The sequence below is a fragment of the Pelomonas baiyunensis genome (assembly GCF_043555935.1).
Taxonomy (GTDB): domain Bacteria; phylum Pseudomonadota; class Gammaproteobacteria; order Burkholderiales; family Burkholderiaceae_C; genus Pelomonas; species Pelomonas baiyunensis.
The window spans coordinates 559,670-580,284 of record NZ_JBIGIB010000001.1; the positions used below are offsets into that span (position 1 = coordinate 559,670).

Below are 20,615 nucleotides of genomic sequence, written 5' to 3' on the forward strand. Positions count from 1 at the left end.
CAGTGGCTGTGGGAGCCGGTAGTCTTGGTGGTTTCGTCCACAAGACTTCGTTCCCGACTGACCATGTCTGCTGCCCGCCGCCTCCAGCCCCTGCTCATTGCCACGCTGCTTGCCAGCGGCGTCGCGTGGGCCCAGTCCACGCCTGCCGCTGCGGCAGCCAACCCGTTGCTGGTGCCCAGCGCCTTGCCGCTGCAGTACCCCCCGTTCGACCGCGTGCGTGACGAGCACTTCGGGCCCGCGATGGACCAGGGCATGGCCGAACAACTCGCCGAGATTCAGGCGATTGCCGACAACCCGGCCGCCCCCACCTTCGACAACACCATCGTCGCGTGGGAACGCAGCGGGCGGCTGCTGGGCCGGGCCACGACGCTGCTGTTCAGCCTGCTGGGGGCCGATGCCAACCCCGCCCGCCAGCAACTGCAGACGGACTACGCCGCCAAGTTGGCCGCGCAGCGAGACGCCGTGCTGTTGAACCCCAAGCTGTTCGCCCGCGTGGAAGCGCTCTATGCCGCCCGGGACACCGCCGCCCCCAATGCCGAGGCGCGGCGCTTGATCGAGCGGTATCGCCGCGACATGGTGCGCGCCGGCGCCCGACTGGACGACACGCAGAAGGCTCGGATGCGGGCGATCAACGCCGAAATGGCCACGCTGGGCGCCCGCTTCAATCGCGCGGTGCTGGCCGAGGTGAACGACTCGGCGTTGGTGGTGGATCGGGCTGAAGACCTGGACGGTCTGACGCCGGCCCAGGTGGCTGCGGCGGCCGAGGTGGCGCGCAAGCGCGGGCTTGAAGGCAAGTACGTGCTGACCCTGCTCAACACCACCATCCAGCCCCAGGAGGCGGAGCTGCAGAACCGCGCCACGCGCGAGCGCCTGCACAAGGCGTCGGTGGCGCGCGGCAGCCGGGGCAATGAGTTCGACACGCGGGCCATCGTGGCGCGCGTGCTGGCGCTGCGCCAGGAGCGTGCTGCCCTGTTGGGCTATGGCACGGCGGCTGACTATGTGCTGGAAGACGAGACAGCGCAGAACGCGGCCAACGTCAACGCGCTGTTGGGGCAGTTGGCGCCGGCCGCGGTGGCGTCTGCCCGGGCGGAGGCCGCCGAGTTGCAGCAACTGATCGATGCCGACCAGGCCGCCCGCAAGCAGCCGACCTTTGCCCTGCAGGCCTGGGACTGGAGCTACTACTCCGAGAAGCTGCGTACGGCCAAGTACGGCTTCGACGAAGGCCAGCTCAAGCCGTACCTGGAAATGACGCGGGTGCTGGAGCAGGGCGTGTTCTTTGCCGCGCAGCAGCTGTACGGCATCACGTTCAAGCAGCGCACCGACCTGCCGGTGTACCAAAGCGATGTGCGGGTGTACGACGTGTTCGACACCAACGGCAAGCAGCTGGCCATCTTCATTGCTGACCTGTACGCCCGGCCGTCCAAGCGCGGCGGGGCCTGGATGAACGCCTACGTCGGCCAGAACGCGCTGGAGGGCACGCAGCCGGTGGTGGCCAACCACCTGAACATTCCCAAGCCCCCCGCGGGCGAGCCCACGCTGCTGACCTGGGACGAGGTCAACACGCTGTTCCACGAGTTCGGCCACGCGTTGCACGGCATGTTCAACCAGGTGAAGTACCCCGGCCTGTCGCGCGTGCCGCGCGACTTCGTGGAGTACCCGTCGCAGGTGAACGAAATCTGGGCGTCGTCGCCCGCGGTGCTGACCCGCTACGCGCGCCACCACCAGACCGGCGAGCCCATGCCGGCCGCGCTGCTGGACAAGGTGTCGCGCGCCAAGCGCTTCAACCAGGGCTACCAGACGGTGTCGTACCTCGGTTCGGCCATCCTGGATCAGCGCCTGCACCAACTGGCCCCAGGCCAGGTGCCCACGGCTGAGGGCCTGATGGGCTTCGAGGCCAAGGCGCTGAAAGACGCTGGGATCGACTTCGCCCCGGTGCCGCCGCGCTACCGCACGCCGTACTTCAGCCACATCATGGGCGGCTACGCGGCCGGGTACTACGCCTACATCTGGAGCGAGGTGCTCGATGCCGACACGGTGGAGTGGCTGAACGCGAACGGCGGCCTTCAGCGCGCCAATGGCGATGCGCTGCGCGCCAAGCTGCTGTCGCGCGGTGGTGCGGAGGACGCGATGGTGCTGTTCCGTAACCTCGTGGGCCACGCGCCCAACATCCAGCCGTTGCTGGAGCGGCGCGGCCTGGCGGTGAAGCCGGCCGCCCCGGCGCGTTAAGGCTTGAGGCCGGCCCAGGCCCGAGGCTGCGCCTGGGCCACGCCGGCCAACTCCAGCACCCGTTCCACCGTCTCGTTCACCATCTCGTCGATGGACTTGGGGTGGTGATAGAACGCCGGCAGGGGCGGGAAGCAGATGCCGCCCATCTCCGTCACCGCCACCATGTTGCGCAGGTGGGCGAGGTTGAAGGGGGTTTCGCGCACCAGCAACAGCAGGCGGCGGCGTTCTTTCAGCGTGACGTCGGCGGCGCGGGTCAGCAGGTTGTCGCCCAGGCCGTGCGCAATGGCTGCCAGCGACTTCATCGAGCAGGGCGCCACCACCATGGCGGCCGTGGCAAAGCTGCCACTGGCGATGCAGGCGCCCACGTCGCCCGGCGCGTAGGCGTGGTCGGCCTGCGCTTCAAGGGTGGAGCGATCCATGCCCAGCTCGTGGTGGGCATTCAGGATGCCCGCCGGCGTGGCGATCAGGTGGGTTTCAACGCCCAAGTCACGCGCGCGCCGCAGCAGTTGCAGCGCGTACACAGCGCCTGTGGCGCCGGTCAGGCCGACGACCAGGCGTTGCGCCATCAGGCCGCCGACAGGGCTTGTTGCAACTCACCGGACTCGTACATCTCCATCATGATGTCCGAGCCGCCGACGAATTCGCCGTTGATGTAGAGCTGGGGAATGGTCGGCCAGTTGGCGTATTCCTTGATGCCCTGACGCACGGCTTCGTCTTCCAGCACGTTGAAGGTCTTGATCTCGGTGGCGCCGGCGGCCTTCAGGATCTGGATGGCACGGCCGGAGAAGCCGCACATCGGGAACTGGGCGCTGCCCTTCATGAAGAGCATGACGCGGTTGGACTTGACCAGATCGTCGATGCGTTGCTGAACGTCGCTCATTGCAGTTCTCGAAAAAGGCAAAACCACAATTATCCGGGAGCCCCCTGGCCGCGGCTCAATAGTTGTACGCCAAGCCCAGTTGCAGCAGGGGTTTGAAGCGGAGGTCACGCATCGCGTCCTCGAACCCCTGCGCGCTGCTGCGGCCCAGCCGCAGGGCGCCGTAGCTGCCAGACATCAGGCCCAGGTCGGCGCTGAAGGCCAGCCCGCCACCCTGCACCCGGCCGGTGTAGCCAATGCCCAGGTACGACAGGTTGCTGCTGGGCTCCAGCGCGTAGGCATCGGGCCCGCCCATGACGAGGCTGCGCCGGCCGGCCGCCAGCGGCCCCGCGCCCAGCGCCAGGCCGCCGCTGCTTTGGCTCATGGAAAGGGGGCCCATCAGCAGGCCGCCGGTGGCACGCAAGCCACCGCGCAGGCCCGACAGGCCCGTGCCGGTGAGGTAATAGTCGCCCAGCAGGTTGGCGCTCAGCACGCGTGAGCCGCTGAGCGGCGCGGTCGAGGCGCCATCGGCGCTGCTGAGCTGCAAGCGGGCCTGCCAGCGGGGCCCTGGGTCGGTGTCGGCCCAGGCGGGCAGGGTCAGCAGGGGCACGAGGCTCCAGAGAACGGCGCGGGCGAGTCGGACCATGATCGTCTCCTGCGCGGTGCATCGGCTGGCACCGGGATTCGATACTACGCCGCACCCGGCCGGTCGGGAATGCCGAACTGGCTGCAAAACGTCACGCAATCGCAAGCGGACGTTCGCCGGGCGGGGAGGGTGGTCAACCGGGCCGCTGTCCGCCGCTGGCACGGGCCCGCCCTGCCAGGTCACGGCGCAAGGTGGGGTGCCGGTAGCCGTGGGCGCGCAGGGCGGCTGCAACGGGCTCGGCCTGATCCCAACCGTGCTCCATCAGCAGCCAGCCGCCGGGTTGCAGGTGGGTGGGCGCGCCGTTCACCAGATGTTGCAGGTCGGCCAGGCCGTCGCCACCGGGGGTCAGCGCGGTGAGCGGCTCGTGGCGCAGCGCAGGCAGGTGCGGGTCGTCACCCGCGATGTAAGGCGGGTTGCTGACGATCAGGTCGAACCGTTGACCCGCCAGGGGCTCGAACCAACTGCCCAGGCGCCAGTCCACGTCCAATTGGAGCCGTTCGCCATTGGCGCGGGCCACGGTCAGGGCGTCGGCGCTCAAGTCCACCGCCGTGACCTGCGCTCGCGGGCAGGCGGCCTTGATCGCCAGGGCGATGGCGCCGCTGCCGGTGCCCAGGTCCACCACCGTGGGTGAGCCCGGCAGGGCGGCCAGCAGCTCGAGGGCCCAGTCCACCAGGGTTTCGGTGTCGGGGCGTGGGATCAGGGTGGCGGGCGACACCTGCAGCAGCAAGCCGTGGAACGGCTGCCAGCCGGTCAGGTGGGCCAGGGGCACGCCTTCGCTCAATTGCTGCAGTGCGGCGGCCGCGCCGGGGACCTCGGTGTCGCCGTGGGTCACCAGCCAGGCGCGGCCCTGGCCGGTCAGGTGGGCGAGCAGGGCCTGGGCATCGCCGCGTTCCACGCCGAGGTCGCGGGCCCGGGCGAGGGCGGCATCGACGGTGAGCACCGGGGGCAGGGATGCGGTCATGGGCGGCCTGCTTCCAGCTCGGCCAACTGCTCGGCGGCCTGGGCGGCCAGCAGGCCTTGGATCACGTCGCTGAGGTCGCCGTCCATGATCTGCCCGAGCTTGTAGAGCGTCAGGTTGATGCGGTGGTCGGTCAGGCGGCCTTGGGGGAAGTTGTAGGTGCGGATGCGGTCGCTGCGATCGCCGCTGCCGATCAGGCTCTTGCGGGTGGCGGCTTCCTTGGCGGCGCGCTCGCTGCGCTCCTTCTCCTGGATGCGCGCTTGCAGCACCTGCAGGGCCTTGGCCTTGTTGCTGTGCTGGCTGCGGCCGTCCTGGCATTCGGCCACGATGCCGGTGGGCAGGTGCACCACGCGCACGGCGGAGTCGGTCTTGTTGATGTGCTGGCCGCCGGCACCGCTGGCGCGGAAGGTGTCGATGCGCAGATCCGCCGGGTTCAGCGTGATGGCTTCCGCTTCATCCGGCTCGGGCATCACCGCCACGGTGCAGGCGCTGGTGTGGATGCGGCCTTGGGTCTCGGTGGCCGGCACGCGCTGCACGCGGTGGCCGCCGGACTCGAACTTGAGCCGGCCGTAGACGCCATCGCCTTCCACGCGCACGACCAGTTCCTTGTAGCCGCCCAGGTCCGACACGTTTTCGGACAGGATTTCCGTGCGCCAGCCTTGGGCCTCGGCAAAACGCAGGTACATGCGCGCCAGGTCCCCGGCGAAGAGGGCGGATTCGTCGCCACCCGTGCCGGCGCGGATTTCCAGGAAGGCGTTGCGCTCGTCGTCCGGGTCTTTGGGAATCAGCGCCAGTTGAAGCTCGGTGTCGAGCGCGGCCAGGGCGGCTTCGTTGGCGGTGATCTCCTCGCGCGCCATCTCGGCCATTTCAGGGTCCGCCAGCAACTCGCGCGCGGCGGCGAGGTCGGCTTCATGGCTTTGGTAGCGGCGGTAGCGGTCGACCAGGCTCGACACCTCGGCCTGTTCCTTGGTCAGCGCGCGGTAGCGCTTCATGTCTGACGCGATGCTGCCGTCGGCCAGGATGGTGTCCAGCTCGGCGAGACGGAAGCCGAGGCGGTCGAACTGCTGACGCAGGGAGTCTTTCATGGGGCGGGAACGAGAAGGCAGTCAGGGCAGGGCGCGAGGGTTCGCGCGGCGAAGCGACGGGAGTGAACGTCGCTAAGACTGCTTGCCGCGCAGGAACAGGCGCGAGACGGTTTGCGCCAAGTGCAGGCGCTGCTCGCCGTCGCTGGCGTGCAACTCGGCCAGGGTGCCGTGCAGCAGCTTCTGCGTCAGGCCTTTGGACAGGGCTTCCAGCACCTCGTCCACATCCGCGCCCTTGGCCAGCAGCTTGCGGGCGCGGGCGATTTCCACAGCGCGCCAGTCGTCGGTCTGCTGGTGCAGGGCCTGGATCAGCGGCACGGTGTGGCGCTGGTCCAGCCAGTGCATGAAGCTCTGCACGCCGGTCTCGACGATCGCCTCGGCCTGCTCCACAGCGGCCTGGCGCTTCTCGCCGGCGGTTTGCACCTGCTGGGCGAGTTCGTCGACGGTGTAGAGGTAGACGTCGTCCAGCTGGGCCACTTCGGGCTCGATGTCCCGCGGCACGGCCAGGTCGACCATGAACATCGGGCGGTGCTTGCGCTTCTTGAGCGCCCGCTCCACAGCGCCCAGGCCGATCAGCGGCAGGCTGGACGCGGTGCAGGACACGACGATGTCGAACTCGTGCAGGCGCTCGGTCAGGTCCGACAGCCGCAAGGCTTCAGCGCCGAAGTGCGTGGCCAGCTTCTCGCCCCGCTCCAGGGTGCGGTTGGCCACGGCCATGTGTCGCGGCGTGCGGGCGGCAAAGTGCGTGGCGGTCAGCTCGATCATTTCGCCCGCGCCGACGAAGAGCACCTTGGTCTGCGCCAGGTCCTCAAAAAGCTGGCTGGCCAGGCGCACTGCCGCGGCGGCCATGCTGATGGAGTGGGCGCCGATCTCGGTGGAACTGCGCACTTCCTTGGCCACCGAGAAGCTGCGCTGGAACAGCTGGTGCAGCGTGGTGCCCAGTGCGCCCGCGTTCTCGGCCTCGCGCACCGCCTGCTTCATCTGGCCCAGGATCTGCGGCTCGCCCAGCACCATGGAGTCCAGCCCGCTGGCCACGCGGAAGGCATGGCGCGCGGCGGCGCTGCCTTGCATCACGAAGGCGTGCTGGCGCAAGGCGCCAGCGTCCACACCGCCAGTTTGTGCCAGCCAGTCGATGGCCGGCTGCACTTGCGCCGGCGGGGCGGCCACGTAGAGCTCGGTGCGGTTGCAGGTGGACAAGATGGCCGCTTCCGGCGCGCCGGGCAGCTTTTCACGCAGGCCTGCCAGCGACGGGGCGAGCTGCTCCAGCGTGAACGTAAACCGCCCGCGCAGGTCCAGCGGGGCGGTGTGGTGGTTCAGGCCAAGAGCGAAGACCGACATAGAAGGGATTGTAGGATTCGCGCCCTTCGACGCGCCTGACAAGGATCAACCGCCGCATGGGCCCCATCGACGCTTTTTGGCACTTGGCCAACCTGTTCGCGCCCGCTTGGGGCTTGGCGGCGCTGCTGGCGGGCGCCGTCAAGCTGGTGTGGTGGCGTGAGGCCAAAGCCTTGCGCTGGACGCGCCTGTGGGCCTGGGGTTCAGCCGGCGGCGCTGCGGCCGTGGTGCTGGCGTTGCTGGTGTGCGGGCGGGATGGCGCCATGGCGGGCTACGCCCTGCTCGTGCTGGGCGTGGCCTTGCCGCAGTGGTGGTTGCTCAGCGCCAAGCGCTGAGCAACCACGAGGTCAGCTGCTGCGCACGGCTTCCGTCGTGACCACCTCGCCGCGCAGCGAGTGCGCGAAGGCGGTCGTGATGCGCACGTCGACCAGCTGATTCATCAGCCGCTCGGAGCCCGGGAAGTTGACGATGCGGTTGCACTCGGTGCGGCCCATCAGCTCGGTGGCGTCCTTGCGTGCGTGGCCGGTGACGAGCACCTTTTCGACGCGGCCAACCATGCCCTCGGAGATGGTCAGCGCATGCGCTTCGATGGCGGCTTGCAGCTCCTGCAGACGCTTCACCTTGACCTCGTAGGGCGTGGTGTCCTCCAGCGCTGCGGCCGGCGTGCCGGGGCGCGGGCTGAAGATGAAGCTGAACGAGGCGTCGAAGCCGACGTCGTGCACCAGCTTCATCAGCTTGGCGTGGTCCTCGTCGGTCTCGCCCGGGAAGCCGACGATGAAGTCGCTCGCCAGGCGCAGGTCCGGGCGGATGGCGCGCAGCTTGCGCACGATGCTTTTGAACTCCAGCGCCGTGTAGCCGCGCTTCATCGCCATCAGGATGCGGTCGCTGCCGTGCTGCACGGGCAGGTGCAGGTGGTTCACGAGCTGCGGCACCTTGCCGTAGGCCTCGATCAGGCGCGGGCTGAACTCGTTGGGGTGGCTGGTGGTGAAGCGCAGGCGCTGGATGCCGGGAATCTCGGCGGCGTACTCCAGCAGCAGGGCCAAGTCGGCGAACTCCGCCGTGTCCCCCATCTTGCCGCGGTAGGCATTGACGTTCTGGCCGAGCAGGTTGATTTCCATCACGCCCTGGTCGGCCAAGCCGGCGATCTCGGTCAAGACGTCGTCAAACGGGCGCGACACCTCGTCGCCACGGGTGTAGGGCACCACGCAGTATGAGCAGTACTTGGAGCAGCCTTCCATGATGGACACGAAGGCCGATGCGCCCTCGACCTTGGCCGGCGGCAGGTGGTCGAACTTCTCGATCTCGGGGAAAGAGATGTCCACCTGCGGGCGGCGGGTCTCGCGGCGGGCTTCCAGCATCTGTGGCAGGCGGTGCAGCGTTTGCGGGCCGAAGACGACATCCACGTACGGCGCGCGCTCGATGATGGCGGCGCCTTCCTGCGAGGCCACACAGCCGCCGACGCCGATCATCACCCCCTTGGCCTTGAGGTGCTTCACGCGGCCGAGGTCGCTGAACACCTTCTCTTGCGCCTTCTCGCGCACCGAGCAGGTGTTGAACAGGATGAGGTCGGCCTGCTCGGGGTCGTCGGTGGGCGTGTAGCCCTTGGCGGCTTCCAGCACGTCGGCCATCTTGTCCGAGTCGTACTCGTTCATCTGGCAGCCGAAGGTCTTGATGTAGACCTTCTTGGCGGTGTTGCTGTCGCTCATGGCTTCACCCACGTTTGGTTGCCGGGGTTGAACGCCCAGGTGGCGGATTCCGCGGGCGTGGTGGGCCAGGGCTTGTTGGCCAGCTCCACGGGGTTGAGCACCCACACGTCCATGACCAGGCCGCTGGCTTCCACGGTGTAGTGCACGACGAGCTTTTGGCCGGCCAGGCCCGCGGGCGGCACCCACAGGTTGGTGTCGCTCTTGATGCGAGCGCCCGGCGCCAGGCGGGCGGGGTTGCCGTTGATCAGGGCGTCCGGGAATTGCGTGACCACCAACTCACCCCGCAGGGCGTTGGCCGGGAAGGCGCGGTGGGTTTGGGCCTGAGCGGCTGGCGTGGCCAGCAGGCAGCTGGCCATCAGGGCCAGCGGAGCGACACAGCGGTACATGGTATTTGTCCAGTGGCTGCGAAGCCGCCATCTTGCGTGACGGTCGCGGAAATGAAAACGGCCCGAGCAGTTGCTCGGGCCGTTTCGACTTTTGGTGGCGCTTCAGGGATTCGAACCCCGGACCTGCGGATTATGATTCCGTCGCTCTAACCGGCTGAGCTAAAGCGCCTGAGTCTGCCATTCTAATGACACTTTGGGCGAGAATGCAAGCCTATGTTCAGTTTTTTTAAAAAAACCCCGCCGCCGGCCCCGGCCGAAGCGCCCGACCTGTTGCCTGAGGGCTGGGTCACGAAGCGCGTTGAAGGGCCTGCGGCGCCTGAAGCGGCAGTCCCCGAGCGTGTAGCGACGGCCCAAGCGGCCGCACCGTCGGCGTCGCCAGTGCCCGTGGCGGCGCCTGCGGCCCATCACGTGCCAGCACCTGTCGCGGCTCCTGCGCCGGCCCCGGTTGTTGCGCCAATTGCCGCTATCGCCGCGCCCGTGCCGGCCCCGGCACCTGCGGTCGTGTTGGCACCCGTCGCTGCGCCGGCCCCGGTGGTGGCGCCGGTACCTGCACCGCCGCCGCGGCAGAGCTGGATGGAGCGTCTGCGCGCGGGCTTGCGCAAGACCGGCGGCAGCATCGCCAGCGTCTTCACGGGCACGCGCATCGACGAGCAGCTGTATGAAGAACTGGAAGAGGCCTTGTTGCTGGCAGACACCGGCGTCAAGGCCACGCAGTTCTTGCTGGATGACCTGAAGCGGCGGGTGAAGGAGTCCAAGGCCACCGACCCGCAGGCGGTGCGAGCGCTGCTGGTGGATGCGCTGGCCGAGCTGCTCAAGCCCTTGGAGAAGGGCCTGGAGGTGGGGCGCTTCACGCCGACCGTGATGATGGTGGTGGGCGTGAACGGTGCCGGCAAGACGACCAGCATCGGCAAGCTGACCCGGCATCTCGCCGATTCCGAGCAGCGCGTGCTGCTTGCTGCGGCTGACACCTTCCGCGCCGCAGCGCGTGAGCAGCTGGGTGTGTGGGCCGATCGCGCCCAAGTGGAGATCATCAGCCAGGAGGGCGGTGACCCGGCGGCCGTGTCGTTCGATGCGGTGAACGCGGGCCGCGCGCGCGGGGCCGATGTAGTCATCGCCGACACCGCCGGCCGGCTGCCCACCCAACTTCACCTGATGGAGGAGTTGAAGAAGATCAAGCGCGTGATCGCCAAGGCGCAGGAAGGCGCGCCGCACGAGGTGCTGTTGGTGGTGGACGGCAACACGGGCCAGAACGCGCTCAACCAGGTCAAGGCGTTTGACGAGGCTTTGGGTCTGACGGGGCTGGTGGTCACCAAGCTCGACGGCACGGCCAAAGGCGGGGTGCTGGCGGCCATCGCGCGCGAGCGCCCGGTGCCGGTGTACTTCATCGGCGTGGGCGAGAAGCTCGAGGACCTCGAAACCTTCAGCGCGCGTGAATTTGCGCGGGCGCTCTTGGAGTAAGCCGCGGCCAGGCGTGTTTGGGGCGAGTGCCCGTTCGCGCCCGAGTGCTGATGTGACAACGCCCGCTATCGCGGGCGTTGTGCTTTGTGGCGGTGTCAGTGAGCCGCGTGCGGCAGGTCGGCGTAGTAGCCGGCACCGCGCAGGCGCGGAAACAGGCGTTCGCGCAGACGTTCGGGCGTGTCGTTCTGCCACTCGCGATCCCACAGCGTGACCTTGAGTTCGGTGGCGCCGAGCACCCGCAGTAGACGGTCACGCTTGCGGGACTGGCGGGCGTGGTCGTCGCCCACGGGCAGCAGCACGGCCGAGCGGATGTAGCCGTGCTCGTCACACAGTGCGAAGTCGACCGTCAGCAGGCCGGTGCGAGACAGCCACTCGCGGTAGGAGTACTGCTTGGGCACGCGCACCACCTTGTGCAGCGGCACGTGCGCCAGCAGGTAGCCCTTGGGGTGTTCCAGGGCCAGGGCCTGGGCCAGGCACTTGTGGGCATGTCGCTCGGCACTCACCAACACCCGAGCCGGCGTGGGCGGCCAATGCATCACGGTGTCGGCGGCGTCGACCTGACGGGTGGGGCGTTGCCCGGTGAGGCTGGTGAGCCAGGCGCCCACGGCGCGGGGGAGGTGGAGGTTGAGCATGGGGTGGCACGCTATCGGTCGCCGAAGGGCTTGACCATGCTCGCGTGTCCCCTGACCTGGGGATCATTTGTGAGGACTTGTGTCGCCGCTGCGGGTAATACCTTAGCGGCCGCGCCTCAGAGGCTCACAGGCCCATGCCTTTCATGCCGCCCAGGCGCTTCATCATCTTCATGAGGCCGCCGCCGCGCATCTTCTTCATCATCCCCTGCATCTGATCGAACTGGTTCAGGAGGCGGTTGACGTCCTGGATCTGCACGCCCGCCCCGGTGGCGATGCGGCGCTTGCGGCTGGCCTTGCTCTTGCCGTCCATCAGCAGCGCGGGGTTGGCGCGCTCCTTGGCGGTCATGGCGCGCAGGATGCCTTCCATGCGCTTCATGTCGCGCTCGGCGCGGTCCATGTCGGCCTGGCCGGGTTGCTTGCCGCCCATCATGTTCTGCGGCAACTTGTCCATCAGGCCGCCGAGGCCGCCCATCTTCTTCATCTGCGCGATCTGCTGCAGGAAGTCGTTGAGGTCGAAGCCGCTGCCGCTCTTGAGCTTCTCGGCCATGGCCTGTGCCGAGGCCAGGTCCACGCTCTGCGTGACCTGCTCCACCAGGGCCACGATGTCGCCCATGCCCAGCACGCGGCCGGCGTGGCGGTCGGCGTCGAACACTTCCAGGCCGTCGATCTTTTCAGACACGCCTGCGAACTTGATCGGCGCCCCGGTGATCTGCCGCACAGAGAGTGCCGCGCCACCGCGCGAGTCGCCGTCGAGCTTGGTCAGGATCACGCCCGTCAACGGCAGGGCTTCCTTGAAGGCCTTGGCGGTGTTGACCGCATCCTGACCCTGCATGGCGTCGACGACGAACAGGGTCTCGACCGGGTGGACCGTCGCGTGCAGGTCCTTGATCTCGGCCATCAGTGCTTCGTCGATGGCCAGGCGGCCGGCGGTGTCCACCAGCAGCACATCGAAGAAATGGCGCTTGGCGTAGTCCAGCGCGGCCAGCGCGATGTCGCGCGGCTTCTGGTTGGGTTCCGACGGGAACCACTCGCCGCCCGCCTGCTTGGTCACCGTCTTGAGCTGCTCGATGGCGGCCGGGCGGTACACGTCGGCCGAGACCGTGAGCACCTTCTTTTTGCGCTTCTCGATCAGGTGCTTGGTGAGCTTGGCAGTCGTCGTCGTCTTGCCGGCGCCTTGCAGGCCGGCCATCAGGATGACGGCCGGCGGCTGGGCGGCGAGGTTGATGTCGGCCACACCTTCGCCCATGGTCGCGGCGAGTTCCTTGTGCACGACCGAGACCAGCACCTGGCCCGGGTTCAGCGAGCCGACGACCTCCTGGCCCAGGGCCTTGTCCTTCACGCGGGCAATGAAGTCGCGCACCACCGGCAGGGCGACGTCCGCCTCCAGCAGGGCCATGCGCACCTCGCGCAGCATGTCCTGCACGTTGCTTTCGGTGATGCGGGCTTGGCCACGCATCGTCTTGACGAGGCGACTCAGGCGGTCGGTGAGGGTGGATGCCATGGCGTTGGGAGCGGGCCGGTCCGGCAGAACTGCGGAGGCCAAAAGTACACTGCAGCCATGAGTTTATCGCCCGCTCCCTTGGGAGAAGCCGTGGCCGCGCAGGCCTTCGGCCCCGCTGTGCTGCTGACCCTGACCAGTGTCCTGGCACTGATCGGTTATGCCTGGGTGGGCCTGCTGCGGGCCTCAGCGTTGCCGGGGAGTGGCGCCGTGCGGCGCCCGCTGCGTTCCGTGCCGCCGATGGCCATGGCCTGGACAGCGCAGTTGGTGGCACTGGTGGTTGACATCGGCGGCTACGGGCTGGGCACGCCGGGCGCGCGTTTCGGCTTCGCGCCGGCCTTGTCCATGACCATCTGGCTGGTGTTGACGGTCTACCTGGTGGAGAGCCGCTTCCTGCCCTTGCACAGCGTGCGCCGGGTGCTGGCGTGGCTGGCCGCGGCGGCGGTGGTGCTGGCGTGGAGTTTTCCGGGAGAGAGCCGGCCCGCAGCCGCGTCGCCTTGGGCGCCCTTGCATTGGGTGTTGGGCTTGGCCTCGTACGGCTTGTTCGGCGTGGCCGTGCTGCACGCCGCGCTGATGAATCGGGCGGAGACCCGCCTGCGCCAGAAGCAGCCCGCGGCCGGGGGCATGCCGCTGTTGCAACTGGAGCGGTTGACGTTCCAGTTCGTGGCGGCGGGCGTGGGGGCCTTGTCGCTGGCGATTTTTCTGGGCTGGTGGTTCACGCCGACCTGGCGCTGGGATCACAAGAATCTGCTCGCCGTGCTGGGCTGGCTGGTGCTGGCCGGTTTGCTGGTGGGGCGGCGGGTGTACGGCTGGCGCGGGCGCCGGGCCACGCGCTGGTTGTATGCCGGCGCGGCGTTGCTGCTGCTGTCTTACGCCGGGTCGCGCTTCGTGCTTGAAGTGATCCTGCAGCGCGGCGCTGGAGGCGTGGGCGCATGAAGTACCTGTTGCTGTTGCTCGTGGTGGTGGGCTTCTTCTATGTGTTGGGCGCGCGGCGTGGCCGGCGGCCCGACGCAAGCGCCGCACCGCGTGCGCCACAGCCCGCACCGGCAAAGTCCATGGCGCAATGCGCCGAATGCGGCGTGCACCTGCCGGCCGATGACGCTTTGCCCGGCCGGGGGGGCGTGTTTTGCAGCGCGGCGCACCGCGCGGCCTACGAAGCGCGGGACGCGGCTTGAGCGCGACCGGGGCGCTGCCCGAGGCGGGCTGGTTTGTCGAGTCGACACCGGCCGGCCCGGCGCAGGGCAGTGCAAGTTTTGATCGGCTCTACCGCGCGTTCCTGACGGCGCGGGCCGCTCTCGGCGTGGCCTTGGTGGCGGCGCAGTGGATCGCCGCGGCCTTGGGCACGTCGCCAGCGCCGTCCACGCTGCGGCTGAGCTTGTCGTATGCGGTGGCGGCCGCGGCGTTGTGGTGGCTGCCGCAGTTGCGGCGGGGGGCCAGCGCACGCAGCCTGGCCAGCATCCGTAGCGTGCATTGGTGGTCGGCCATCGGGCTGGACTTGGTGCTGTTCGGCGTGCTGCATGCACTGGATGGCGGCGGCGTGAACTACGGGTCGCTGTTCGTCATGCCGGTGCTGATGTCGGCCGTGCTGTGCCCGCGCTTGTTGGCGCTCGCCACGGCGGCCATGGCGGCACTGGGGCTGCTGGCCGGAGCCGGGTGGACCTTGGTGTCTGGCGCGGACGCTGGCTTGCGCACCACGCAGGCCGGGTTGGTGGGCGGCGGGTTGTTTGCGGTCAGCCTGCTGGCCGGCGAATTGAGCTCGCGCCTGGCGCGTGAGGAACTGGCGGCGCGGGGCAGCTTGGCCCTGGCCCGTCAGCAAGAACTGCTGAACCGGCTGGTCATCGACGAAATGCAGGAAGGCGTGCTGGTGGTGGACCGTCGCGGGCGCGTGCGCGCCATGAACCCGGCCGCGCAAACCTTGATTGGCGCGAGCGCAGGCGAGTTCGGCTGGCAGCTGCGCGGGCGGCCCGACTGGCTGCCGCTCGTGCAGGCGCTGGAGTCGGCGTACGCGTCATCCCGCGCGGGTGCTGCAGGCCGCGAGCACGATGTGACGCTGCCGCTGGACGGCGGGGCCAGCCGCAGCCTTCGCTTGCGGCTGCGCTTCACGCGGCAGCGCGAGGGCAGCGAGGAGTTGTGCGTGCTGTTCCTGGAAGACAACCGCGAGTTGCTGGCCCGCACCCGCCAAGAAAAGCTGGCGGCGATGGGGCGTGTGTCGGCGGGCATTGCGCATGAAATTCGCAATCCGCTGGCGGCCATCGCCCAGGCCAACGCGCTGCTGGCCGAAGACTTGAGCGGCACCCGGGCCGAGCAACTCACGCAGATGGTGGCGTCCAACGTGCAGCGGCTCAAACGGCTGGTGGATGACGTGAGCGAGCTGGCGCCCGGCGTGAAGCTGGACACCCAGGTCATCGACGTCGGGGCGGTGGTGCACGAGGCCTGCAACGACTGGGTCTACGTCAACAACATCGCCCCCGGTGAGCACAGCCGCGTTCGGCTGCAGCTGCCGGCCGGGCCGATGCAGGCGCTGTTCGATGCGGAGCACCTGCGTCGCATCCTCGTGAACCTGCTGGACAACGCCCATCGCCATGCCGACCCGGTGCCGGAGGCGCTGCGCGTGGAGCTGGCGCGGGAGGGGGTTGGCGTGCGGCTGGTGGTGGGCAGTGTGGGGCCGGCGGTGCCGCCGGAGATCGAGCGGCATTTGTTCGAGCCCTTCTTCTCCACGCGCAGCCGCGGCTCGGGCCTGGGCCTCTATATTTGCCGCGAACTGTGCGAGCAGCACGGCGCGCTCATCGACTACCGACGCGTGGCCGACGCCGGCGTCAACGAGTTCAGCGTGCACATGCGCGCTCCGGAATCTGAATGACCACTGCCGCCAACTCCTTGCGCTTGCTCGTTGTGGACGACGAGCCGGACCTGCGCACGCTGTACGAGCTGACCTTGCTGCGCGAGGGCTATGCCGTGGACAGCGCCGGCACCGTGGAAGAAGCCCTGGCGCAGTTGCAGGCGCACACCTACAGCGCCGTCATCACCGACATGCGTCTGCCGGACGGCTCAGGGCTGGAGGTGCTGCGCTGGCTGGAGTTGACCGGGCGGACCGAGAAGGCCGTGGTGATCACCGCATTTGGCTCGGCGGAGAACGCAGTGGAGGCGCTCAAGGCGGGCGCGTTCGATTACCTCACCAAGCCGGTCGACCTGCGGCAGTTCCGGCTCGTCGTCGGTTCGGCGCTGGGGCGTGTGCAGGCGCCACCGGTGTCGGCCGACGCGGCCGGGCCGGCGCCCGCGCCGTCGGCGTCGTCCTTGCGGCTGGTGGGGGAGTCGACGGCCATCCGCGCGGTGCGCGAGTTGATCGACAAGGTGGGCCGCAGCATGGCACCGGTGCTGGTGCAGGGTGAGTCCGGCACCGGCAAAGAGCTGGTGGCGCGTGCCATCCATGACCACGGCGCCCGCGCCGGGCAGCGATTTGTGGCGGTGAACTGCGGGGCGATTCCCGAGAACCTGCTGGAGGCCGAGTTCTTCGGATATCGCAAGGGCGCGTTCACCGGTGCCAACGAAGACCGCGAGGGCTTCTTCCAGGCGGCGGACGGCGGCACCTTGTTCCTGGACGAAATCGGGGACTTGCCGCTGGCCATGCAGAGCAAGCTGCTGCGCGTGATCCAGGAGCGTTCGGTGCGTCCGGTTGGCGCCACCGGCGAGACCGCCATCAACGTGCGCATCCTGAGCGCCACGCACAAAGACCTGGCCGCCGAAGTGGCTGCGGGGCGCTTCCGCCAAGACTTGTTTTACCGGCTCAACGTCATCCAGATCCGGGTGCCCCCGCTGCGTGAGCGTCTGGAAGACCTGGGGCTGATCAGCACGCGGGTGCTGGCCCGCATCGCGCAGGACGCCGGCGTTTCGCCTGCGCCCCGCCTGACGCCAGCGGCGCTGCAGACCTTGGGCCGATACGCCTTCCCCGGCAACGTACGGGAATTGGAGAACCTGCTGCACCGCGCGCTGGCCTTGGCGGGCGGTGAGTGGATTGACGCCGGCGACCTGGGCTTGCCGGAGGTGGTGCTGGATGACAACCAGCGGGAACTGGGCTTCGATGCCTTGGCGCCGCACCTCCCCGCGCCTGCGCCGGTGGATGGCCTGTCACTGCCCGAGCAATTGCCGAGCGATCTGGCGCTGTACCTCGACGAGGTGGAGCGCGCCATCTTGCTGCGGGCGTTGGAGCAGCATCGCTTCAACCGCACGGCGGCGGCAGCCAGTTTGGGCCTGTCCTTGCGGCAGATCCGCTACCGCATGGCTCGCCTGTCCATCTCCGCAGGCGAGGCCTGAGGGGGCGATTGAACTGCGCTTGAACAGCGCTGAAGCGGGTGTGCGCCCGCGCCTCCGGATTTGCCCTGCTTGAATTCCCCCGCAGGGCCTTCGCGAGGGTGGGGCGAAACTTCGAAATGCAGCACTGGCGCGGCCTCGCGGGGCGATTGCGCCCTCCAGCCCAATGCTGATGCGGGTTGGCCGGCGTGGGGCCCGATGGCATGGGGCTGGCGGGCCGGAAGTGGCTGAATTTCCTTGAAATTGCGGACAGGGTTTGACACTAGCGGTAGTGCTTGAGGTGGCTGGGGGCCATAGATATAGTGTTCGTTCGTGATATCCTGCTAACCCAGTCGATCCCATGACCCTCTCCTCGGATTCGCTGTTTGCCGTGGCTTCGCCGCAGTGGCACTGCACCCGAGGACCCAGCCGAATCGTCGGCCTGGCAATGGAGCGGCCGGGACGAAACACCCCCCAATCAGCACTGCTCGACGCACCGACTCCACACCGGGTCGACGCCGCGCATTTGCCCGTCATTTCTCGATAAAGGATTCCCTCATGCTGCAAGATGCCGCCACGGGGCAGGCCGCGCCCGCCGCCTCGCTCGCCTCGGTGAACCCGGTTGCGTTTGGATCCGACGCTGCCGCCCCTGCCGCTCCGACGCTGTCGAGCTACCAGGCGTACCAAATCATTCGCCGCAATGGCGCGGTGGTCTCGTTCGAGCCCAGCAAGATCGCTGTGGCCCTGATGAAGGCCTTCCTGGCCGTGCACGGCACCAGCGGCGCGGCCTCGGCCAGCGTGCGCGAGACCGTCGAGCAGCTGACTCAGAACGTCGTTCGCGCGCTGCTGCGTTCGCGCCCGAGCGGTGGCACCTTCCACATTGAAGACGTGCAGGACCAAGTGGAACTGGGCCTGATGCGCAGCGGTCACCATGAAGTGGCGCGCGCCTACGTGCTGTACCGCGAGCGCCGCGCGCAAGAGCGTGCCGCCCACGGCGAAGCCGCCCGCGCCGCCGAGCCGCAGCTGATGGTGGTGGACGGTGGTGAGCGCCGCCCGCTGGATCTGGGTGCGCTGAAGTCGCTGATCGCGTCGGCTTGCGAAAACTTGGGCGTGGACGTCAAGCCCGAGCCGGTGCTGGCCGAGACCCAGCGCAACCTGTACGACGGCGTCGCCATCGACGAGGTCTACAAGGCCGCCATCCTGGCCGCCCGCACGCTGATCGAAAAGGACCCGGGCTACAGCCGCGCCACCGCGCGCCTGCTGCTGCACACCATCCGCCGCGAAATCATCGGCGGCGAGGTCACGCAGGCCGAGATGCAGTCGCGCTACGCCGACTACTTCCCCGGCTACATCAAGAAGGGCATCCAAGCCGAGTTGCTGGACGAGAAGCTGGCCCAGTACGACCTGGCCAAGCTGGGTGCTGCGCTGAAGGCCGACCGTGACCTGCAGTTCGACTACCTCGGCCTGCAGACCCTGTACGACCGCTACTTCCTGCACATCGAAGACACCCGCATCGAGATGCCGCAGGCCTTCTTCATGCGTGTGGCCATGGGCCTGGCGCTGAACGAGATCGACCGCGAAGCCCGCGCCATCGAGTTCTACGAAGTGCTGTCCAGCTTTGACTTCATGAGCTCCACGCCGACGCTGTTCAACAGCGGCACGCGCCGCTCGCAACTGTCCAGCTGCTACCTGACGACCGTCAGCGACGACCTGGACGGCATTTACGAAGCGCTCAAGGAAAACGCGCTGCTGAGCAAGTTCGCCGGCGGCCTGGGCAACGACTGGACGCCGGTGCGTGCGCTCGGCTCCCACATCAAGGGCACCAACGGCAAGAGCCAGGGTGTCGTGCCCTTCCTGAAGGTCGTCAACGACACCGCCGTGGCCGTGAACCAAGGCGGCAAGCGCAAGGGCGCCGTGTGCGCGTACTTGGAAAGCTGGCACCTGGACATCGAAGAGTTCCTGGACCTGCGCAAGAACACCGGCGACGATCGCCGCCGCACGCACGACATGAACACGGCGAACTGGATTCCCGACCTGTTCATGAAGCGCGTCATCGAGGGCGGTGACTGGACGCTGTTCAGCCCGTCCACCTGCCCGGACCTGCACGACCTGTTCGGCGCGGCGTTCGAGAAGGCCTACGTCGAGTACGAGCGCAAGGTCGATCAGGGCGAGATCAAGCTCTTCAAGCGCATGCCGGCCAAGGACCTGTGGCGCAAGATGCTCTCGATGCTGTTCGAGACGGGCCACCCCTGGATCACCTTCAAGGACGCCTGCAACGTGCGCAGCCCGCAGCAGCACGTCGGCGTGGTGCACTCGTCCAACCTGTGCACCGAGATCACGCTGAACACCAACGACAGCGAGATCGCCGTCTGCAACCTCGGCTCCGTGAACTTGGCGCAGCACCTGAAGGACGGCGCCATCGACCAGGTCAAGCTGAAGAAGACGGTGCGCACCGCGATGCGCATGCTCGACAACGTCATCGACATCAACTACTACGCCGTCAAGAAAGCCCGCGACTCCAACCTGCGCCACCGCCCGGTGGGCCTGGGCATCATGGGCTTCCAGGATGCGCTCTATGCGCTGCGCACGCCGTACGCATCGGATGCGGCGGTCGAGTTCGCCGACCGCTCGATGGAAGCGGTGTGCTACTACGCCTACTGGGCCTCCACCGAGCTGGCCGAAGAGCGCGGTCGCTACTCCTCGTACAAGGGTTCGCTGTGGGACCGCGGCATCCTGCCGATCGACTCCATCGACCTGCTGGAACAGGCGCGCGGCGGCTACGTCGATGTCGACCGCTCCATGAGCCTGGACTGGGACTCGCTGCGCGCTCGCATCTCGACGCACGGCATGCGCAACAGCAATTGCGTGGCCATCGCGCCGACCGCCACCATCTCCAACATCATTGGGGTGGATGCGTCCATCGAGCCCTGCTTCGGCAACCTGTCGGTCAAGTCCAACCTGTCGGGCGAGTTCACCGTCATCAACGAATCCCTCGTGCGTGACCTGAAGGCCCTGGGTCTGTGGGACGACGTGATGGTGATGGACCTCAAGCACTTCGACGGTTCGCTGCGCCGCATCGACCGCGTGCCGGACGACATCAAGGCGCTGTACGCCACGGCCTTCGAAGTCGACACGCGTTGGTTGATCGAAGCCGGTGCCCGTCGCCAAAAGTGGATCGACCAGGCGCAGAGCTTGAACATCTACATGGCCGGCGCGTCGGGCAAGAAGCTCGACGAGACCTACAAGCTCGCGTGGACGCGCGGTCTCAAGACGACGTACTACCTGCGCACCATCAGCGCCACGCAAGCCGAGAAGAGCACGGTCACGCGTTCGGGTCAGCTCAACGCGGTGTCGGCCAGTGCAGCCCCGGTGGCGGCGCAAGCCGTCGCACCGGTGGCAGCGGTGGAGCCTGAACTGCCGGCCACGGACATGAAGTTCTGCTCCATCGACAACCCGGACTGCGAGGCCTGCCAGTAAAGGCTCGCACGAGCGCCAACTTGTATAGACAAGTTGGCGCGTTCACTTTTCGATGCCCTCGCGCAACA

General features: G+C 68.1%; 18 protein-coding genes and 1 tRNA gene. 8 read left to right on the forward strand and 11 right to left on the reverse strand.

The annotated features are described in order from the left end of the window. The first annotated feature begins 63 nt into the window (after positions 1-63). Positions 64-2,226, forward strand: coding sequence for a M3 family metallopeptidase (locus ACG01O_RS02395; protein ID WP_394380965.1), 2,163 nt, complete (start codon positions 64-66; stop codon positions 2,224-2,226). On the opposite strand, the gene ACG01O_RS02400 is transcribed toward ACG01O_RS02395, so the two are convergent. The 6 genes from ACG01O_RS02400 to hemA all read right to left on the reverse strand — a co-directional run bounded on the left by ACG01O_RS02400 (position 2,223) and on the right by hemA (position 7,106). Further along, positions 2,223-2,792, reverse strand: a complete 570-nt coding sequence (locus ACG01O_RS02400) for a UbiX family flavin prenyltransferase (RefSeq protein ID WP_394380968.1) — start codon at positions 2,790-2,792, stop codon at positions 2,223-2,225. The two genes, ACG01O_RS02395 and ACG01O_RS02400, sit on opposite strands and share 4 nt — an antisense overlap. Then, entirely contained in the window at positions 2,792-3,106 is a 315-nt protein-coding gene (grxD, locus tag ACG01O_RS02405) for a Grx4 family monothiol glutaredoxin (protein ID WP_394380971.1), read from the reverse strand. The genes ACG01O_RS02400 and grxD overlap by 1 nt, the downstream gene beginning before the upstream one ends. Before the next feature lie 55 nt (positions 3,107-3,161). After that, positions 3,162-3,728, reverse strand: a complete 567-nt coding sequence (locus ACG01O_RS02410) for a hypothetical protein (RefSeq protein WP_394380974.1) — start codon at positions 3,726-3,728, stop codon at positions 3,162-3,164. A 133-nt stretch (positions 3,729-3,861) separates the two neighbouring features. Continuing rightward, complete coding sequence (gene prmC, locus ACG01O_RS02415) at positions 3,862-4,689, reverse strand: peptide chain release factor N(5)-glutamine methyltransferase (RefSeq protein ID WP_394380976.1); 828 nt, start codon at positions 4,687-4,689, stop codon at positions 3,862-3,864. After that, the gene (gene prfA, locus ACG01O_RS02420) at positions 4,686-5,771 is read right to left on the reverse strand and encodes a peptide chain release factor 1 (protein ID WP_394380978.1); all 1,086 of its coding nucleotides are present in this window, start codon (positions 5,769-5,771) and stop codon (positions 4,686-4,688) included. The genes prmC and prfA overlap by 4 nt, the downstream gene beginning before the upstream one ends. Positions 5,772-5,843: 72 nt before the next feature. Then, entirely contained in the window at positions 5,844-7,106 is a 1,263-nt protein-coding gene (gene hemA / locus ACG01O_RS02425) for a glutamyl-tRNA reductase (RefSeq protein WP_394380981.1), read from the reverse strand. 56 nt (positions 7,107-7,162) lie between these two features. Here hemA and ACG01O_RS02430 point away from each other — a divergent pair, with 56 nt between their 5' ends. After that, positions 7,163-7,438, forward strand: coding sequence for a hypothetical protein (locus ACG01O_RS02430; RefSeq protein WP_394380984.1), 276 nt, complete (start codon positions 7,163-7,165; stop codon positions 7,436-7,438). Positions 7,439-7,450: 12 nt separating this feature from the next. Here ACG01O_RS02430 and miaB read toward each other — a convergent pair whose 3' ends face one another. From miaB to ACG01O_RS02445, 3 genes are all read right to left on the reverse strand, one after another. Next, positions 7,451-8,809 carry a tRNA (N6-isopentenyl adenosine(37)-C2)-methylthiotransferase MiaB gene (gene miaB / locus ACG01O_RS02435; protein ID WP_394380987.1) on the reverse strand — a complete coding sequence of 453 codons (1,359 nt, stop codon included), beginning with the start codon at positions 8,807-8,809 and terminating at the stop codon, positions 7,451-7,453. Continuing rightward, entirely contained in the window at positions 8,806-9,195 is a 390-nt protein-coding gene (locus ACG01O_RS02440; protein ID WP_394380990.1) for a hypothetical protein, read from the reverse strand. The genes miaB and ACG01O_RS02440 overlap by 4 nt, the downstream gene beginning before the upstream one ends. Positions 9,196-9,287: 92 nt before the next feature. After that, positions 9,288-9,364 (reverse strand) — tRNA-Met (locus tag ACG01O_RS02445). Positions 9,365-9,408: 44 nt separating this feature from the next. Between ACG01O_RS02445 and ftsY the strand changes: the two genes are divergently transcribed. Next, on the forward strand, positions 9,409-10,653 hold the full coding sequence (gene ftsY, locus ACG01O_RS02450; protein ID WP_394380993.1) for a signal recognition particle-docking protein FtsY: 1,245 nt from the start codon (positions 9,409-9,411) through the stop codon (positions 10,651-10,653). Between the two features lie 95 nt (positions 10,654-10,748). On the opposite strand, the gene ACG01O_RS02455 is transcribed toward ftsY, so the two are convergent. Then, positions 10,749-11,285, reverse strand: coding sequence for a hypothetical protein (locus tag ACG01O_RS02455; protein ID WP_394380996.1), 537 nt, complete (start codon positions 11,283-11,285; stop codon positions 10,749-10,751). A gap of 124 nt (positions 11,286-11,409) precedes the next feature. After that, positions 11,410-12,786 carry a signal recognition particle protein gene (gene ffh, locus ACG01O_RS02460; protein ID WP_394380999.1) on the reverse strand — a complete coding sequence of 459 codons (1,377 nt, stop codon included), beginning with the start codon at positions 12,784-12,786 and terminating at the stop codon, positions 11,410-11,412. 57 nt (positions 12,787-12,843) lie between these two features. On the opposite strand from ffh, the gene ACG01O_RS02465 reads away from it, so the two are divergent. The 5 genes from ACG01O_RS02465 (at position 12,844) to ACG01O_RS02485 (ending at position 20,547) form a co-directional block, all read left to right on the forward strand. Then, the gene (locus ACG01O_RS02465; protein WP_394381001.1) at positions 12,844-13,719 is read left to right on the forward strand and encodes a cytochrome C assembly family protein; all 876 of its coding nucleotides are present in this window, start codon (positions 12,844-12,846) and stop codon (positions 13,717-13,719) included. After that, positions 13,716-13,958, forward strand: a complete 243-nt coding sequence (locus tag ACG01O_RS02470) for a PP0621 family protein (protein ID WP_394381004.1) — start codon at positions 13,716-13,718, stop codon at positions 13,956-13,958. The genes ACG01O_RS02465 and ACG01O_RS02470 overlap by 4 nt, the downstream gene beginning before the upstream one ends. After that, positions 13,955-15,643 (forward strand): two-component system sensor histidine kinase NtrB, encoded by a 1,689-nt coding sequence (locus tag ACG01O_RS02475; protein ID WP_394381007.1) that lies wholly within the window; start codon positions 13,955-13,957, stop codon positions 15,641-15,643. The genes ACG01O_RS02470 and ACG01O_RS02475 overlap by 4 nt, the downstream gene beginning before the upstream one ends. After that, positions 15,640-17,094 carry a sigma-54-dependent transcriptional regulator gene (locus ACG01O_RS02480; RefSeq protein WP_394381010.1) on the forward strand — a complete coding sequence of 485 codons (1,455 nt, stop codon included), beginning with the start codon at positions 15,640-15,642 and terminating at the stop codon, positions 17,092-17,094. Before ACG01O_RS02475 ends, ACG01O_RS02480 begins: the two co-directional genes overlap by 4 nt. Positions 17,095-17,628: 534 nt before the next feature. Continuing rightward, positions 17,629-20,547 carry a ribonucleoside-diphosphate reductase subunit alpha gene (locus ACG01O_RS02485; RefSeq protein ID WP_394381013.1) on the forward strand — a complete coding sequence of 973 codons (2,919 nt, stop codon included), beginning with the start codon at positions 17,629-17,631 and terminating at the stop codon, positions 20,545-20,547. The last annotated feature ends 68 nt before the right edge of the window (positions 20,548-20,615 follow it).